At 69.5% G+C, this 14233-nt stretch carries 19 protein-coding genes and 2 tRNA genes; 6 read left to right on the top strand and 15 right to left on the bottom strand.

Annotation, left to right across the window (positions count from 1 at the left end; genetic code table 11):
* Positions 1–6: 6 nt before the first annotated feature.
* From DM480_RS07095 to argH, 5 genes are read right to left on the bottom strand one after another with little or no spacing between them, the layout of a single operon-like run.
* Complete coding sequence (locus DM480_RS07095; protein WP_115378205.1) at positions 7–960, bottom strand: CorA family divalent cation transporter; 954 nt, start codon at positions 958–960, stop codon at positions 7–9.
* Positions 957–1712, bottom strand: a complete 756-nt coding sequence (locus DM480_RS07090; protein ID WP_198665941.1) for a precorrin-2 dehydrogenase/sirohydrochlorin ferrochelatase family protein — start codon at positions 1710–1712, stop codon at positions 957–959. The genes DM480_RS07095 and DM480_RS07090 overlap by 4 nt, the downstream gene beginning before the upstream one ends.
* Positions 1709–2983 (bottom strand): diaminopimelate decarboxylase, encoded by a 1275-nt coding sequence (gene lysA, locus DM480_RS07085; protein ID WP_115378204.1) that lies wholly within the window; start codon positions 2981–2983, stop codon positions 1709–1711. The genes DM480_RS07090 and lysA overlap by 4 nt, the downstream gene beginning before the upstream one ends.
* Positions 2984–3002: 19 nt before the next feature.
* A complete protein-coding gene (locus DM480_RS07080; RefSeq protein WP_115378203.1) occupies positions 3003–3245 on the bottom strand; it encodes a hypothetical protein in 243 nt (80 codons plus the stop codon).
* Complete coding sequence (argH, locus tag DM480_RS07075; protein ID WP_115380968.1) at positions 3245–4609, bottom strand: argininosuccinate lyase; 1365 nt, start codon at positions 4607–4609, stop codon at positions 3245–3247. Before argH ends, DM480_RS07080 begins: the two co-directional genes overlap by 1 nt.
* Positions 4610–4625: 16 nt before the next feature.
* Here argH and DM480_RS07070 point away from each other — a divergent pair, with 16 nt between their 5' ends.
* Entirely contained in the window at positions 4626–5249 is a 624-nt protein-coding gene (locus DM480_RS07070) for a TlpA family protein disulfide reductase (protein ID WP_115378202.1), read from the top strand.
* A 2-nt stretch (positions 5250–5251) separates the two neighbouring features.
* On the opposite strand, the gene DM480_RS07065 is transcribed toward DM480_RS07070, so the two are convergent.
* Entirely contained in the window at positions 5252–5809 is a 558-nt protein-coding gene (locus DM480_RS07065) for an isochorismatase family protein (protein ID WP_115380966.1), read from the bottom strand.
* Positions 5810–5880: 71 nt separating this feature from the next.
* Here DM480_RS07065 and DM480_RS07060 point away from each other — a divergent pair.
* Positions 5881–5957: transfer RNA gene (locus tag DM480_RS07060), tRNA-Arg, on the top strand.
* 31 nt (positions 5958–5988) lie between these two features.
* A complete protein-coding gene (locus tag DM480_RS07055) occupies positions 5989–6453 on the top strand; it encodes a hypothetical protein (RefSeq protein WP_115378201.1) in 465 nt (154 codons plus the stop codon).
* Between the two features lie 7 nt (positions 6454–6460).
* On the opposite strand, the gene DM480_RS07050 is transcribed toward DM480_RS07055, so the two are convergent.
* From DM480_RS07050 to DM480_RS07030, 5 genes are all read right to left on the bottom strand, one after another.
* A complete protein-coding gene (locus tag DM480_RS07050; RefSeq protein ID WP_115378200.1) occupies positions 6461–6901 on the bottom strand; it encodes a hypothetical protein in 441 nt (146 codons plus the stop codon).
* Positions 6902–6910: 9 nt separating this feature from the next.
* Positions 6911–7348 (bottom strand): hypothetical protein, encoded by a 438-nt coding sequence (locus DM480_RS07045; protein WP_115378199.1) that lies wholly within the window; start codon positions 7346–7348, stop codon positions 6911–6913.
* A 12-nt stretch (positions 7349–7360) separates the two neighbouring features.
* Positions 7361–7729 (bottom strand): hypothetical protein, encoded by a 369-nt coding sequence (locus DM480_RS07040; RefSeq protein WP_115378198.1) that lies wholly within the window; start codon positions 7727–7729, stop codon positions 7361–7363.
* A 31-nt stretch (positions 7730–7760) separates the two neighbouring features.
* The gene (locus tag DM480_RS07035) at positions 7761–8300 is read right to left on the bottom strand and encodes a helix-turn-helix domain-containing protein (RefSeq protein ID WP_115378197.1); all 540 of its coding nucleotides are present in this window, start codon (positions 8298–8300) and stop codon (positions 7761–7763) included.
* A gap of 146 nt (positions 8301–8446) precedes the next feature.
* Positions 8447–8520: transfer RNA gene (locus DM480_RS07030), tRNA-Gln, on the bottom strand.
* Positions 8521–8676: 156 nt separating this feature from the next.
* Here DM480_RS07030 and DM480_RS07025 point away from each other — a divergent pair.
* The gene (locus DM480_RS07025) at positions 8677–9723 is read left to right on the top strand and encodes a Ppx/GppA phosphatase family protein (protein ID WP_115378196.1); all 1047 of its coding nucleotides are present in this window, start codon (positions 8677–8679) and stop codon (positions 9721–9723) included.
* Positions 9724–9754: 31 nt separating this feature from the next.
* Positions 9755–10426, top strand: coding sequence for an RlmE family RNA methyltransferase (locus DM480_RS07020; RefSeq protein ID WP_115378195.1), 672 nt, complete (start codon positions 9755–9757; stop codon positions 10424–10426).
* 323 nt (positions 10427–10749) lie between these two features.
* Here the strand turns inward: DM480_RS07020 and rpoZ are convergent, their stop codons facing one another.
* Both rpoZ and DM480_RS07010 read right to left on the bottom strand, forming a co-directional pair.
* Positions 10750–11094 (bottom strand): DNA-directed RNA polymerase subunit omega, encoded by a 345-nt coding sequence (gene rpoZ, locus DM480_RS07015; protein WP_115378194.1) that lies wholly within the window; start codon positions 11092–11094, stop codon positions 10750–10752.
* Positions 11095–11173: 79 nt separating this feature from the next.
* The gene (locus DM480_RS07010; RefSeq protein ID WP_115378193.1) at positions 11174–11647 is read right to left on the bottom strand and encodes a hypothetical protein; all 474 of its coding nucleotides are present in this window, start codon (positions 11645–11647) and stop codon (positions 11174–11176) included.
* Positions 11648–11691: 44 nt separating this feature from the next.
* Here DM480_RS07010 and DM480_RS07005 point away from each other — a divergent pair, with 44 nt between their 5' ends.
* Complete coding sequence (locus DM480_RS07005) at positions 11692–12873, top strand: phospholipase D-like domain-containing protein (protein WP_115378192.1); 1182 nt, start codon at positions 11692–11694, stop codon at positions 12871–12873.
* Here DM480_RS07005 and DM480_RS07000 read toward each other — a convergent pair.
* Entirely contained in the window at positions 12804–13355 is a 552-nt protein-coding gene (locus DM480_RS07000; RefSeq protein WP_115378191.1) for a MarR family winged helix-turn-helix transcriptional regulator, read from the bottom strand. The two genes, DM480_RS07005 and DM480_RS07000, sit on opposite strands and share 70 nt — an antisense overlap.
* A 91-nt stretch (positions 13356–13446) precedes the next feature.
* A complete protein-coding gene (locus tag DM480_RS06995) occupies positions 13447–14061 on the bottom strand; it encodes a class I SAM-dependent methyltransferase (protein WP_115378190.1) in 615 nt (204 codons plus the stop codon).
* Positions 14062–14233 lie beyond the last annotated feature (172 nt).

Raw genomic sequence — 14233 nt, 5'->3', positions numbered from 1 at the left:
CCGCCGCTATCGTTGGAACCAGTGGCGGTGGACGAAGTAAATCGTAACTCCCACCGCGATCAGCGCACAAACCGCGGTAATCGCATCGAATGCCCAGGGTTCGTGCTGATAGGGCAGGTTGTCGACGTTCATGCCGTACAATCCGGTGATGAAGGTCAGCGGCAGGAAGATCATCGCGACGATCGAGATGATCAGCGATCGGTGATCGATCTGTTCGCTGCGCAGATCGGTCAGCGCCTCGTGCGTCAGCGCGGCGCGTTCGCGGATCGCCTCCAACTCCTCGGCCATGCGCGCGGCGCGATCGGCGGCGGCGGCAAGGTGGCGGCGATCGTCCTGGTGCAGCCAGTCGCCGGGTAGCGCCGCCAGCGTGTCCAGCGCGGTCCGCTGCGGACTGAGGAAGCGGCGATAGCCGATCGCGGCGACGCGCACCTGCGTCACGGTGCGGCGCAGTTCGAAGACGCGCGCGGCATCGAGATCCGCCTCGCACGAATCGAGCCGGTCGCCGAGGTCGGCGACTTCGGGGTCGAGATCGGCGGTGATCGCGGTGGCGAAGGCGGCGATCAGGTCGCCCGGATCGGCGATCTTGCCCGATTCCACCTGTGTTCGCACCGATGCGACGGCGACGAGAGGCTTGCGCGTCACCGAATAGACATGGCCCTTTACCGCCCAGATGCGCACAGAGGCGAGCAGGTCCGTGGTGTCGAGCTCCTCGCTCGACCGGCCGCGCAGATTGAGGAAGGCGCCATCGTCGAACGCTTCGCAGCGCGGCCGCGTTTCCTGCGCGGTCAGCGCATCGACGACATAGTCGGGCAGCTTCGCGCGCTCGCGCAGCCACAATTGCGCATGCTCCGCGGTCGTCGACAGGTGCATCCAGACGAGGTCGGCGCCGGTGCACAGCGCGTCCTTGAACGAAATCTCCTCCGCCCGGCCGTTCTGGATGCGATAGCCGAAACCGCTCATGCGCGCATGATCCTCACCGTCAGTCCTTCACCCGCGTCCGCCGGCGCGGGCAGCCTTTCGGCGTCCGCGCGCGCGCGATCGAGAATCGCGGCGGGCACGTCCGCATCGTGGATCACGCGATCGGCCCCGGCCAGCGCGCGCGCCTCGCGCAGCGTCAGGTCGTCGGGGTCGTCGCTGCGCAACCGGATCGTCTGCGTGATGCCCTGCACCGGCGCGCCCGCCGTCACGATATAGGTCCAGACATCGCCGTCACGGCCATTGCCGAGCGGATCGAGCAGGCCGCCCGCGGCCATCCCGGCGGCGAGCATCCGTCGCCGCTCGCCGCCATCGGGCCAGCGTTCACGCAGTTCCGCGCGCGACGCGAACAGTTCACGCGCCAGCGCCCCGAGACGCGCGGGCAGCAACGCCTCCAGCCGCTGGCGGAGCGCCGCGGCGAGCCCGGCGGAGACGCCGCCCGTGCCGATCGCGACGATCACCGGATCGCGATCGACGATCGCGGGCAGCGTGAAATCGCACAGGTCGGGCCGGTCGACCGCGTTGACCAGAAGCCCACGCGTCTTCAGCCGGGCGACGATGGCGTCGGGGTCGGGATGCGCGACGATCGCCAGCGCCGCCGACGCGTCCTCGCCGACGATCGTCGCGCCGGCGCGTTCGAGCAGTCGCCGCTTCGCGTCGGCGGCGTCGCCTTCGCCGATCAGCATCACCGGACGGCCCGCCAGCCGCACGAACAGCGGCAGGCTGTGCAGGCTCATCCGGCGGCCCTGGGTTGCAGCCATTCCGGCACGCGTTCCGCCGCCAGGATCGTCTCCGCGGCAATGCGGTCGGCGACGACGGCATAGCGATCGCCGTCGACCAGCACCTCGGGCACGAGAGGCCGGCTGTTGTACGTCGACGCCATCGTCGCGCCATAGGCGCCCGCGGTGCGCAATACGGCAAGGTCGCCGCCCGCGACCGCATCGATGTCGCGCGCGAGCGCGAACGTGTCGCCCGTCTCGCACACCGGCCCGGCGATATTGGCGGTCATCCGCGCGCCGGTCGGCCGCACCGCGGCGAAATCGTGCCATGCGTCGTAAAGCGCGACGCGTGCCAGATCGTTCATCGCGGCGTCGACGATGACATAGGGGTGTTCGACGCCGGGCTTGACCCAGATCACCTCGGTGAGCAGCACGCCGGCATTGCCCGCGATGACGCGGCCGGGTTCGAACATCAGCTCGACGTCCCAGCCCGCGGTCGCGCGCGCGACCATCGCGCCATAGTCCGCCGGGCTCGGCAGCACGTCATCGGCCTTGTACGGCACGCCCAGCCCGCCGCCCAGATCGACACGGCTGATCGTGTGCCCGGCGGCGCGCAGCGTCGCGACGAGCGCACCGATCCGCGCATAGGCTTCCTCGAGCCGCGACAGGTCGGACAGCTGGCTGCCGATGTGGCAGGCGACGCCCTTCAGGTCGAGGCCGTCGAGCGCGGCGAGGCGCGCGAACATCGCGGGCGCCTGATCGATCGACACGCCGAACTTGTTCTCGCGCCGGCCGGTCGAAATCTTCGCATGCGTGCCCGCGTCGACATCCGGATTGACGCGCAACGTCGCGGGCGCGCGCTTGCCCGCCGCGGCGGCGAGGCGGGCGAGGACGACGCCCTCCTCCTCCAGCTCTAGGTTGAACTGGCCGATGCCCTCGTCCAGCCCCTTCTGCAATTCGGCGCGCGTCTTGCCGACGCCGGAAAAGACGATGTCCGCGGCCGGGATGCCCGCCGCCAGCGCGCGCGCCATCTCGCCGCCCGAGACGACGTCCGCGCCATAGCCCTCGTCCGCCAGCACGCGCAGCACCGCGAGATTGGGGTTGGCCTTGATCGCATAGGCGAGGTGGACGTTCGGCAGCGCCGCCAGCCCGTCGCGGAACGCGCGGGCGTGGCGGCGGAAGGTCGCGGTGGAATAGACGTAGACGGGCGTACCCACCTCTGCCGCGATCCGCGTCAGCGGCACGTCCTCGCAATGCAGGATGCCGTCACGATAGGCGAAATGGTCCATGATACTCCCGGCAGATCGGTCAGGTCGGGGGCAGGTCGAATTCGTCCGACCGGCGCTCATCCGACTGTTTCAGCAATTCGTCGCTGCGCTGCGGGCGCTGCTGCGGCGTCGGCGTCAGCAATTGTTTGGGGGTCGGCGTCGCGGTCGCGCCGCGCGGCGCGACGGGGAGCGGCCGGCCCTCGGGCGGCTCCAGATCGGCGACCGCGCCGCAGCCGCCAAGCGCGAGCGCGGCGGCGCAGGCGAGGATCGTGCGGCGCTGCATCACATCGTCTCCCGCGCAGCGGCGATCGCGGCGCGCACATTGACGGGCGCGGTCCCGCCGAAGCTGGTGCGGCTGGCGACGGAGGCGTCGACCGACAGCACGTCGTATAAGCTTTCGTCGACGCGCGCGTCGATCGCCTGGAATTCGGCAAAGGGCAGCTGGTCGAGCCGGACGCCCAGCTCCTCGGCGCGCTTCACCGCGCGGCCGGTGACGTGATGCGCCTCGCGGAACGGCAGCCCCGCCGCGCGCACCAGCCAGTCGGCGAAATCGGTTGCGGTGGCAAAACCGCTTTCGGCAAGGCCGCGCATCCGGTCGGTGCGGAAGGTCGCGCTTTCGACCATCCCCGTCATCGCCGCGATCGACAGGCCGAGCAGGTCGTGGCACTCGAACACCGGCGGCTTGTCGTCCTGCATGTCCTTGGAATAGGCGAGCGGCAGGCCCTTCATCGTCACCATCAGGCTGGTCATGCAGCCCATGATGCGCCCGGCATGGCCGCGCACCAGTTCGGCGGCGTCGGGGTTGCGCTTCTGCGGCATGATCGAGCTGCCCGTCGACCATTGGTCGGAAAGCGCGACGAAGCCGAACGGCTGCGACGCCCACAGCACGAATTCCTCGGCGAGGCGCGACAGGTGGAGCGAGCATTGGACGGCGGCGGTCAGGTAATCGAGCGCGAAGTCGCGGTCGCTGACCGCATCCAGGCTGTTGCGCGTCGGCCCGTCGAAACCGAGCGCCGCGGCGGTGGCGTGGCGGTCGACCGGGAAGCCGGTGCCGGCAAGCGCCGCGCTGCCGAGCGGGCAGAGGTTCATCCGGACGCGTGCGTCGCGGAAGCGCGATACGTCGCGCCTCGCCATCTCGACATAGGCCATCAGGTGATGGCCCAGCGTCACCGGCTGCGCCGATTGCAGGTGCGTGAAGCCGGGCATCACGTCGCCGGCATGCTGTTCCGCGCGGGCCAGCAACGCGGTGCGGAAGCCGTCGAGCGCCACCAGCGTCTGGTCGATCGCATCGCGCACCCACAGGCGGAAATCGGTCGCGACCTGGTCGTTGCGGCTGCGCGCGGTGTGCAGGCGGCCGGCGACCGGGCCGATCGCCTCGGCCAGCCGCGCCTCCGTCTGCATGTGGATATCCTCGAGGACGAGATCCTCGGTGACGCCGTTCGCGGCATAATCCGCAGCAACGCGGTCGAGCCCGGCGTCGATCGCGGCGGCATCCTCGGCGGCGACGATGCCCTGCGCGGCGAGCATCGCGACATGCGCCTTCGATCCGGCGATATCCTGGCGCCACATGCGCTTGTCGAACGGGATCGATGCGTTAATCTCGCGCATCACCGCGGCCGGGCCTTCGGCGAACCGTCCGCCCCACATCGAATTGGAACCGCTCATGTCCCCGTCACCTTTTGCGCGCGTCGCGATGGTTGGTCTCCTGGCGCTCGCCATCGCGGGTTGCGATAGGCAAAGCGCGGGGAACGCACAAGGCGAGGCGGGCAAAGCGGACGCGGCGGGCACGGCGAACGTCGCGGCCCCCTCCCCCGACGAAGCCGCGCCCGCCACGGGCCAGCCGGCCGCCGCGGCGATCGGGCTCGATCGCAGCCACGCGGGCGAGGCCGCGCCGACCGCCGCCTTCACCGGGCCGGACGGCAAGCCGACCAGCCTCGCCGCCTTCCGCGGCAAGCCGGTGCTGGTCAATTTGTGGGCGACCTGGTGCGGGCCGTGCGTCGCGGAGCTGCCGACGCTGGGCCGGCTTTCGGCATCGGGCGCGGTGCGCGTCGCGGCGATCAGTCAGGATATGCAGGGGACGGAGAAGGTCCCCGCCTTCCTCAAGGACCACGGCGGCGGCGCGCTGACGCCGTATATCGACGCCAAAATGGCGCTGTCACTCGGCTATGGCGCCAACCTGCCGATGACGATCCTGTTCGATTCGACGGGCAGGGAGGTGTGGCGCTGGCGCGGGGGCAACGACTGGACGGGCGCGGCGGCGGCCAAGCTGATCGCCGAGGCGAAATAGCCTCAGGCCAAGGCGATCGAATCGCTGGCGACGACGCGCGCAATCTGCGGCAGGATGTGGCGGATCGCGAAATCGTGCAGCTCGGCGGAACGCGAGGTGCAGGCATCCTCGATGACGACGACATCGTAGGACAGCTCCCACGCGCTGCGCACGGTCGATTCGACGCCGAAATTGGTCGCAATGCCGGCGACGACCAGCGTCTTCACGCCGCGGCGGCGCAGCTGCAGGTCTAGATCGGTGCCGGTGAACGCACCCCAATGGTGCTTCAGCACGACGATGTCGCCGGGCTGGCGCACGCCATCGACGAAATCGGCGAAGCCCGGCGGCGTGCCGTCCTTCGGCAGGCGCGGCGCGTCGACGTTCAGGCTGGGCATGTCGCCGGGCCCGAAATCGACATGGACCAGCACGACGGGCGCGCCCGCGCCGCGGAAGCGGTCGGCGAGCGCGGTGGCGGTCGCCACGACGTCCGCGCTCGACCGCGGCCCCTTGTCGCCGGGGACGATCCCCGCCTGCAGGTCGATGAGGATGAGCGCGGTGGTACGGGGATCGAGCGTCGGCATGTCGGCCACAACCACCGATGCGCGCAGGGGTTGCGTCCGCCGTCAGGATCGCATAGCTGCGCCGCTCCCAAGCGCCCGTAGCTCAGCTGGATAGAGCATCAGACTACGAATCTGAGGGTCGGACGTTCGAATCGTTCCGGGCGCGCCAAACACCAAAAACCGAACGGGATCATCGTCTCGTGGCCGACAAGAGCTGGGGCGGCGGCGATGCGGCGCCGGGATTTCGCGTCAGAAGCAACCGCGCGCCGGCCGATCGCGCCGCGGAACGCGCGCGGCTGCGCGACGAACGCAGCGCATCGCGCGATGCCGCGCTCGCCGGGCGGCTGGCGGCACGGGCGGCGGAACGGGCCGCAGGCGCGCAGGCCCGCGAAACCGCGCGGGGCGACCGGCATGCGGCGGCGGAGCAGCTCGCCGCGGTCGATCCGCACGCCGCCGCGGCGCGCCGAAGCCGCGGATCGGGCCGCAAGGACATCGTGCGCGAACAGCGCGACACGCGCGGCTACACGACCTTGGTCGACGAAGGCCGCATCCGCGAACTCGCCCGCCGCGGCGCATCGATCGGCGGGCTCGCGGCGGCGTTCGGCCTGGACGTGGCGGCGGTCGCCGCGATCCTCGCCGACGCGACCGGGCACAGCGACGGCTGAACGGCGATCAGGTCATCGTCGGCGGCAACATCCGCTCGACGAGCGCGACGCCCGCATCGCTCAGCGTCATCCACCAGCGGCGACGATCGGTCTGATCCGCGGTCCGTATGACCAGCCCGCGCTGATCGAGCATGTTGAGCCAGCGCAAGGCGGTCGCCTGCGGCACCGCGGCGGCGATGCAGGCATCCGATACGCTGACCCGCCGGCCGGTCGCTTCGGCGACATAGAGATCGAGCAGCATGTCCCAAGCGGGATCGGCGAACAGATCGCGATGCTCCGCCGCGCCGCACCGCGCGCTCGTGCGCACCCGGCGGATCGCCTGCGCGATCGCAAGCGCCGTGGGCGGGATCGACCGGCTCGGGACGACGTCGTGGCGCGGCAGCGGACACAGCCTGTCGCGATCCGCCCCCGGCACGACCTCGACCGCCCAGCGGCGCGGTTGGTCCATATCCATTATCTACCAGCTCCAGTCGCGCTGACGGCCGAACGTCGCGGCGCGGCGCGCATGACGCACCACGCCGGCGAGCAGGATCAGCACCGCCAGCCATCCCGGGGCGGCGAGCGCGATGGCATAGGCCTTGCGCACGATACCCGGGTCGATCAGTTTGATGAGGTGGGTCAACACCGCGACCCCCTGTGCGGCGAACGCCGCGATCGGCCAGAACCGGTCCGCGCGCAGCAGGACCAGGGTTACGCCGGCGAGAACGGCGATGTCGATCGCGGCGACGAAGGGCTCGATCCGGGCGAACCGCGCGGGCGCCGCCGTATAGCTCGCGAAGGTCGCGAGATAGGCGGCGACGAAGATTCCCGCGACGATCTTCTCGGGCTGCCCGCCGCGCCATCCCGCCAGTGCGGCCGTGGCCAGCAGCAGCAGCGTGAAGGCGACGACGTTCATGCCCGCGATGCCTCAGGCCGCGCGGATCGCGACGACGTTCTCGTGCGCACCGCCGAAGCCGGACGGACGCTGCTCGTCGGGCGGGCATTCGGACGCATCGCCGAACATCATCGGGTCGAGGCCCATTTCGCCCGGCAAGGCGGCGGCGAGCTTGTGCGCCATCACGAATTCCTCGCGCGCCTCGATCTGCGCGGCGAGCGACTTGGCGATCTTGCGGATCATCGGGGCGCCCATGCCCATGGCGACGCCGGCGGCGGCGCGCTGTTCGAGCACCGTGGCGAGCAGCCGGGCGGTACGCGCGGCGGCGATATCGGCGGCCTGTTCGGCGGGGATGAATTCGTCACGCACCTTGTGCGCGGCAACGGCGACGTCCTGGCTCATGGTCTGCCCTTTCGTGGCGGGCCGACCGTTTTCAGACGCGGCCCGGGTGGTTGGTCCCTGTCGACGCGAGGCTTGATCGCCACGCGCTCAGCTGTTCGATGGCGGCCCCGAGCCCGGCGATCGCCAGGCACAGGAGGATGAGCGAAAGGAGCGCCACGCCCATCCGTTGGAGCGGATCGAGGCGGTTGCGCCTCGGCAGCTCCGGTACCGCCGATGACGCTGGTGGCAGGTCCGCCGCCGGTTCGGACAGTCGCGAAAATTCGGTAGGGTGTTTCTCGGGAGCCGATATGTCCGCGGCCGCACGGGCTTCCGACATAGGCAGCGGGGGCGGCGGGGCCGGCGGGCCGGAATCCACGGCGACGACGAACCGCGCCGCCTCGCGGCGACTGCGCGCGCCGAGGATGGTCATCGCGCGTTCGATATGGGTGTTGACGGTGCTGGGCGAGATGCCGAGCTCGTCGGCGATCTGCTCGGTCTTCTTCAGCTCCGCGACCCGCCGCAGACAATCGACCTGCCGCTGCGACAGCCGGGCAAGCATCGATTCGCGGGGAAGGGGCGACGGGTCGATCATGGGCCGGACACGGCCTTAAGCGATCCTGCGCCCCAGGTCTTCAGTGTCGCGGCGGTGCAGGTGAAAAAGATCGGCCGCGATCCCGATTCGACCCGCGGACGCGTCCACGCAACCGCGTCGAGATGCTGATTTTTCGGGAAGAACGCTGGATGCCCCGTGAGGATTCGAACCTCAATTGACGGAGTCAGAGTCCGTAGTCTTACCTTTAGACGACGGGGCAACAGGAGGGCGCCTCTAGGCCGGGGGTGCAGGGCTGTCAACGTCAATCTCGGTTACTCGGCTTGTCGCACGGCGCCGTGCGCGCTACCTAGGGAGCAAGCACCGAACGGGTCACGACCCGCGACGGCAGAACAGAAACGAAAGAAGAACCACGGCCATGGGGGATACATCCGCCCGAGAGCCGTACCGGCAGGTCAAACCTGCCCGTCCGGCGCCGATGCGGCCGCAACGCGGTCGCTGGTCCGATGCGCAGGCCTTCGCCGCGCTCGACCTCGGCACCAACAACTGCCGCCTGCTGATCGCGCGGCCACAGGGCGACGGCTTTGCGGTCATCGATGCCTTTTCGCGCATCGTGCGGCTGGGCGAGGGGCTGTCCGCCACCGGCCGGCTGTCGGACGCGGCGATCGAACGGACGATCGCGGCGCTGCGCGTGTGTTCGGACAAGCTCAAGCGCCGCAACGTGACGCTGGCGCGATCCGTGGCGACCGAGGCGTGCCGCCGCGCCGCCAACGGCCCCGATTTCATCGCGCGCGCGTATCAAGAGACGGGTATCCACCTCGACATCATCTCTGCCGAGGAAGAGGCGCGGCTCGCCGTGCTCGGCTGCCACGCATTGATCGAGCCGGGCGACGACCCCGCGCTCGTCTTCGACATCGGCGGCGGATCGACCGAGCTGGTGCTGATCGACACGCCGCGCGGCGCGATGCCGCGCGTGCTCGACTGGCATTCCGCGCCCTGGGGCGTCGTATCGCTGACCGAAAGCGCGGGCGGTACGGCCGCCGCCCAGGAGGACCGGCTCGCCGCCTATGCGCGGATGCGCGCGACGGTGGCGGAGAGTTTCGCCGGTTTCGCGGCACGGCTGCCCAAAACGGTGCGGCGGCCGCGGCTGCTCGGCACCAGCGGCACGGTGACGACGCTGGGCAGCGTGCATCTGGGCCTCAGCCATTACGACCGCGCGCAGGTCGACGGCCTGATCGTGCCAGCCGACGCGATGCGCCGGATCAGCGCCGATCTGTCGCGCATGGCGATCGCCGAGCGTGCGCAGCTTGCGTGCATCGGCACCGAACGCGCCGATCTGGTCGTCGCGGGCTGCGCCATCCTCGAAACCATTCTCGACCTCTGGCCCGCCGAGCGGCTCGGCATCGCCGATCGCGGTATCCGCGAGGGAATCCTGCGCCGCCTGATGGGGAGCCCACGGCCATGACCGATATCCGCCCGACTAGGGACAGCGCACGATGAGCCGTGACGGCGGCGGCCTGCGCACCCGCGTCAAGACCGCGCGCGGCCGCACCGCGCAATCGACGCGCTGGCTGGAACGCCAGCTCAACGATCCTTATGTCCGCCGCGCCAAGGCGGAAGGCTATCGCAGCCGCGCGGCGTACAAGCTGATCGAGCTCGACGAACGGTTCGGCATCATCCGTCATTCGAAGCGCGTCGTCGATCTGGGCATCGCGCCGGGCGGGTGGAGCCAGGTCATCAAGCGCCGCCTGCCCAAGGCGGAGGTGGTCGGCATCGACCTGCTGCCCGTCGATCCGATCGAGGGGGTCACGATCTTCCAGATGGATTTCATGGACGACGCCGCGCCGGGCAAATTGATGGAGGCGCTGGGCGGCGCGCCCGACCTCGTCCTGTCGGACATGGCAGCGAACACCGTCGGCCATCCGCAGACCGATGCGCTGCGCACGATGGGACTGGTCGAAACCGCTTTCGCCTTTGCGCAGGACGTGCTGGCACCGGGCGGCACGTTCGTCGCCAAGGTGTTCGCCGGCGGCGCCGATTCGGCGCTGGTCGCGGAGATGAAGCGATCGTTCGCGAGCGTGAAGCACGCCAAGCCGCCGTCGAGCCGCAAGGGATCGGTGGAGTGGTTCGTCGTCGCCCAAGGCTTCAAGGGCCGCCGCGCGGAATAGTAAAAGCTGTTCCGCGCCAAACGGCGGCCCCGGCCGGCGTCGCGCAGCGGACGACCGACGACGCGGCTTTGCCGCGGCGGGACGGAGCGCTTCGGCCTTTTCGGGTGGGATCGGCTGCAGCGCCTGGCCGGGAGCGACATGGCACAATTGGCGCCGCGCCGCAGCCCATGGGTCCCGGCCTGCCCCGGGATGACGATCGGGTGATCGCCGACACCCCAAAACGCAAACGACGCGGCAAAGCCGCGTCGTCAGTCCGGCTTGCAGCCCGCTGGCCGGCATTCGGTTAAGCGCGGATCAGCTGGCGCTGATCCGCGGCCTCATGCTCACCCCTCGTAATCCGCGCCCAGATTCTGGTTGCGCGGCGGGGCGGCGGCGGTGAGGCGTAGTGCCTCGGCCGAGGCGCTGAGCGAGCCGACCGCATCAACCTCGTCGTCGTCGTCGATCTGGACGCGCTGCAGGCTGCCGACCACCGATTCCTCGAGATGATCGGGACGCACCGTCTCCTCGGCAATCTCGCGCAGCGCGACGACCGGATTCTTGTCGCGGTCGCGATCGAGCGTCAGTTCGGCGCCGCCCGAAATCTGGCGCGCGCGCTGCGCCGCGAACAGCACGAGATCGAAGCGGTTGGGAACCTTGTCGACGCAATCCTCGACAGTGACGCGCGCCATGGACGCTTTCCTTCGCAAATACCGATGATGGAAAGCGCGCCCTCTACCAAGCCGGGCCCGCAAAGTCAAAGACGGCAGGTCAGGCCGGCGTCCAGCATGGCTGTAGCGAGGCGAAACGCGCCTCGACCCAGTCCGCGAGCGGCGTGTCGACGTTCGATTCGACCGTCATCGTCGATGGCCGTTCGCCATAGCCCGCGTCGAGGGTCGCCGTATAGCCGACGCCGTCGAGCACGATGTCGGTCGGCGTATCGGGCGATATCGCATGTGGCATCGGAAATGCGGCGACGGCGGTCGGCAGCGCCCCCAACGCGGGACAGGTGAGCGCCTGCGCATAGAAGGTCGTCGTCGTCCGGCGTCCGCCCCGACGATCGTGGCGGATCAGCCGCGCCCAGTCGACGCTGCGCCGCGCGGGTCCTTCGCCGTCCCACATTCGTGCGACGGTGATCTCCTCGCTGACCCCCGTCAGCGCGGGGCTGCGCCCGATGCGCAGCCACGGATGGTCGAACGCGGCGGCCGGGGGTTGCGCCGCCTGCAACATCAAGGCGATCAGCATCGTTGATCCTTTCCCTGTCCAATCCTGGAGCCGTCGTTCGCACCATGGCCGATCCGCCCGACGCTCCCGCCGGACAGCCCGCCTTCACGGTCGCCGGCAACCAGCTGACCTTGCTCGACACCGGGCCGCGGCGGCTCGATGCGTTGCTGGCGTTGATCGACGGGGCGACCCGTTCGCTGCGCATCCTCTATTATATCTATGCCGACGACCAGACCGGGCGGCGCGTCAACGCCGCCCTGATCGCGGCCGCGGCGCGGGGCGTGAAGGTCGCGCTGATCGTCGATGGTTTCGGCAGCGAGGGCAATCCCGCCTTCTTCGCACCGCTGACCGAAGCGGGCGTCACCGTGTGCCGTTTCTCGCCGCGCTTCGGCCGACGCTATCTGCTGCGCAATCACCAGAAGCTGGCGCTCGCGGATGCCGAAGCGGCGGCATCGATCATCATCGGCGGCTTCAACGTCGAGGACGATTATTTCGGCACACCCGCCGATGCGGCGTGGCGCGACCTTGGCCTGCTGGTCGAAGGACCGGCGGCGGCGCGGCTGGCGGGCTATTTCGACGCGCTGCTGGACTGGGTGTGTCAGCCGAAAGGCAAACTGCGCCACCTCAATCGTGCGCTGGCGCGCTGGAGCGAGCCAGAGGGGTCGATGCGCTGGCTGATCGGCGGCCCGACGCGGCGGCTGTCGCCCTGGGCGCGCGCGGTGCGCCACGACATGCGGCATGGCCGGCGCATCGACGTGATCGCCGCCTATTTCACGCCGTCGCCGACGATGCTGCGACGGCTCGACAAGGCGGGGCGACGACGCGCGCGGGTGCGCGTCGTCACCGCCGCCAAATCCGACAATGGGGCAACGATCGCGGCGGCGCGCTTCACCTACGCCGGCCTGCTGCGCAAACATGTCGAAATCTACGAATACCAGCCGACGAAGCTGCATACCAAGCTCTACGTCATCGACGACGCGGTCTACGTCGGATCGGCGAACTTCGACATGCGCAGCCTGTTCATCAACCTCGAACTGATGTTGCGGATCGAGGATGCGGCGTTTGCCGACCATGTCCGCGGCTATGTCGAGGGCGAGATCGCACGGTCGGACCGCGTCACCGCCGAGCGGTACGAGGCGCAAACCGGCTGGATCCAGCGGCTGCGCCAGTTCGTCGCCTACCTGCTGATCGCGGTCGTCGACCCCGGCGTGTCGCGCGGACTGAACTTCGGGGTGGAGGACGCCTGACACGTCAGCGCGACAATGGCGCCGCGCGCATCGTCGGGGATCAGCGCCTCCAGCACCGACCAATAGCCGCTCACCGCCTCCTGCCCCGCATAGGCGTAGGCATCGGCCATGCGCGCGCATTGCTCTTCGTACAGCGCCGCCTCCAGCGCCCGCCCCTCATCGGTCAGGCGCAGCAGCCGGTTGCGTCGGTCGTTCTCGCCATGGCGAACCGCGACCAGCGCGCGATCGAGCAGGTCGCGCATCACGCGGCTCAGCGACTGTTTGGTGATGCCGAGCAGGTCGAGCAGGTCGCCGACGGTGATGTCGGGCTTGCGGCCGATGAAATAGAGCGCGCGGTGGTGCGCCCGGCCCAGCCCCAGCTCGGCGAGCTTCTCGTCCGCGGTCCGCACGAAGCGGGACTGGGCGAACATCATCAGTTCCATGCCGCGGCGGATCGCCGCTTCGTGCAGGAACAGGGCGGGAGAAAGGCGGCGTCCATCCATCGTGACGCCAGCCTAACTTAACCCATGATAGTGGTGAAGCGGGTGAGACGGGCGCGCTGCCCTAAAATTTCGTTTAGTCTGCGCGGAAGGATCAATCCTTCCACGCCCAGTACAGCTGCGCGGGGGGCACGTTCCACCATTCCATGTCGTGGTCGATGTTGCGGAAGTGCGGGGTGAGGAAATCCTTCACCTTCGGCGAGAACTGATAGACGAGGAACGCGCCGCCCGGGCGGATGACGCGCTGCGTCGCGGCGGCGATCGCCGGGCCGACGCCCGCGGGCAGCGTGGAAAAAGGCAGGCCCGACAGGACGAAATCCGCCTGCTCGCGCCCCTGATCGCGGACGATCTGTTCGACGTCCGCCGCCGAACCGTGCACCGCGACGAACCGGGAATCGGTGATGACGTGGTTCAGGTAGTTGATGAAATCCGGATTGGTGTCGATCGCGATCAGGATCGCATCGGGCGCCATCCGCTCCAGGATCGGGCGGCAGAAGGTGCCGACGCCGGGCCCATATTCGACGAACACCTTGCACGCCGACCAGTCGACCGGCTTCAGCATCTTGCGGATCAGTTTGTCCGACGACGGGATGATCGAGCCGACCATCACCGGATGTTTCAGGAAACCCTGGAAGAACATCGCCACGGGGCTGGGAACGCCAGCCGGGCGGGAACGCGAACGCCGGGCGGCGGTGGTCGAACTGGGCATCGTCTTCCTTGGTCTCGTGGTTGTCCCGAAAAGGACGCGCAACGGCAATCCCCGTGCCACGAATGTGAAACAGCTTGCAAGACCAACGGTTGCTCGACCGGGCGTGTTTCGCCCGGTGGCATGCGGGGTTGCGGGGCGGCAAGGGCTGCGCGACACGTGCCGGCGCGTGTCG

The organism is Sphingomonas sp. FARSPH (assembly GCF_003355005.1).
Lineage (GTDB): Bacteria > Pseudomonadota > Alphaproteobacteria > Sphingomonadales > Sphingomonadaceae > Sphingomonas.
The sequence above is the reverse complement of the archived record's forward strand: the minus strand, read 5'-3'. Positions and strand labels throughout refer to the sequence as shown.

Excerpts from the sequence above, each read along its gene's own strand:
- DM480_RS07080 (WP_115378203.1), bottom strand. The coding sequence starts at position 3,245 with ATGCAGCGCCGCACGATCCTCGCCTGCGCCGCCGCGCTCGCGCTTGGC.
- rpoZ (WP_115378194.1), bottom strand. The coding sequence starts at position 11,094 with ATGGCGCGCGTCACTGTCGAGGATTGCGTCGACAAGGTTCCCAACCGC.
- DM480_RS07065 (WP_115380966.1), bottom strand. The coding sequence starts at position 5,809 with ATGCCGACGCTCGATCCCCGTACCACCGCGCTCATCCTCATCGACCTG.
- DM480_RS07050 (WP_115378200.1), bottom strand. The coding sequence starts at position 6,901 with ATGGACCAACCGCGCCGCTGGGCGGTCGAGGTCGTGCCGGGGGCGGAT.
- DM480_RS07070 (WP_115378202.1), top strand. The coding sequence starts at position 4,626 with ATGTCCCCGTCACCTTTTGCGCGCGTCGCGATGGTTGGTCTCCTGGCG.
- DM480_RS07005 (WP_115378192.1), top strand. The coding sequence starts at position 11,692 with ATGGCCGATCCGCCCGACGCTCCCGCCGGACAGCCCGCCTTCACGGTC.
- DM480_RS07000 (WP_115378191.1), bottom strand. The coding sequence starts at position 13,355 with ATGGATGGACGCCGCCTTTCTCCCGCCCTGTTCCTGCACGAAGCGGCG.
- DM480_RS07025 (WP_115378196.1), top strand. The coding sequence starts at position 8,677 with ATGGGGGATACATCCGCCCGAGAGCCGTACCGGCAGGTCAAACCTGCC.
- argH (WP_115380968.1), bottom strand. The coding sequence starts at position 4,609 with ATGTGGGGCGGACGGTTCGCCGAAGGCCCGGCCGCGGTGATGCGCGAG.
- DM480_RS07010 (WP_115378193.1), bottom strand. The coding sequence starts at position 11,647 with ATGCTGATCGCCTTGATGTTGCAGGCGGCGCAACCCCCGGCCGCCGCG.
- DM480_RS07045 (WP_115378199.1), bottom strand. The coding sequence starts at position 7,348 with ATGAACGTCGTCGCCTTCACGCTGCTGCTGCTGGCCACGGCCGCACTG.
- DM480_RS07020 (WP_115378195.1), top strand. The coding sequence starts at position 9,755 with ATGAGCCGTGACGGCGGCGGCCTGCGCACCCGCGTCAAGACCGCGCGC.
- DM480_RS07040 (WP_115378198.1), bottom strand. The coding sequence starts at position 7,729 with ATGAGCCAGGACGTCGCCGTTGCCGCGCACAAGGTGCGTGACGAATTC.
- DM480_RS06995 (WP_115378190.1), bottom strand. The coding sequence starts at position 14,061 with ATGCCCAGTTCGACCACCGCCGCCCGGCGTTCGCGTTCCCGCCCGGCT.
- lysA (WP_115378204.1), bottom strand. The coding sequence starts at position 2,983 with ATGGACCATTTCGCCTATCGTGACGGCATCCTGCATTGCGAGGACGTG.
- DM480_RS07090 (WP_198665941.1), bottom strand. The coding sequence starts at position 1,712 with ATGAGCCTGCACAGCCTGCCGCTGTTCGTGCGGCTGGCGGGCCGTCCG.
- DM480_RS07035 (WP_115378197.1), bottom strand. The coding sequence starts at position 8,300 with ATGATCGACCCGTCGCCCCTTCCCCGCGAATCGATGCTTGCCCGGCTG.
- DM480_RS07095 (WP_115378205.1), bottom strand. The coding sequence starts at position 960 with ATGAGCGGTTTCGGCTATCGCATCCAGAACGGCCGGGCGGAGGAGATT.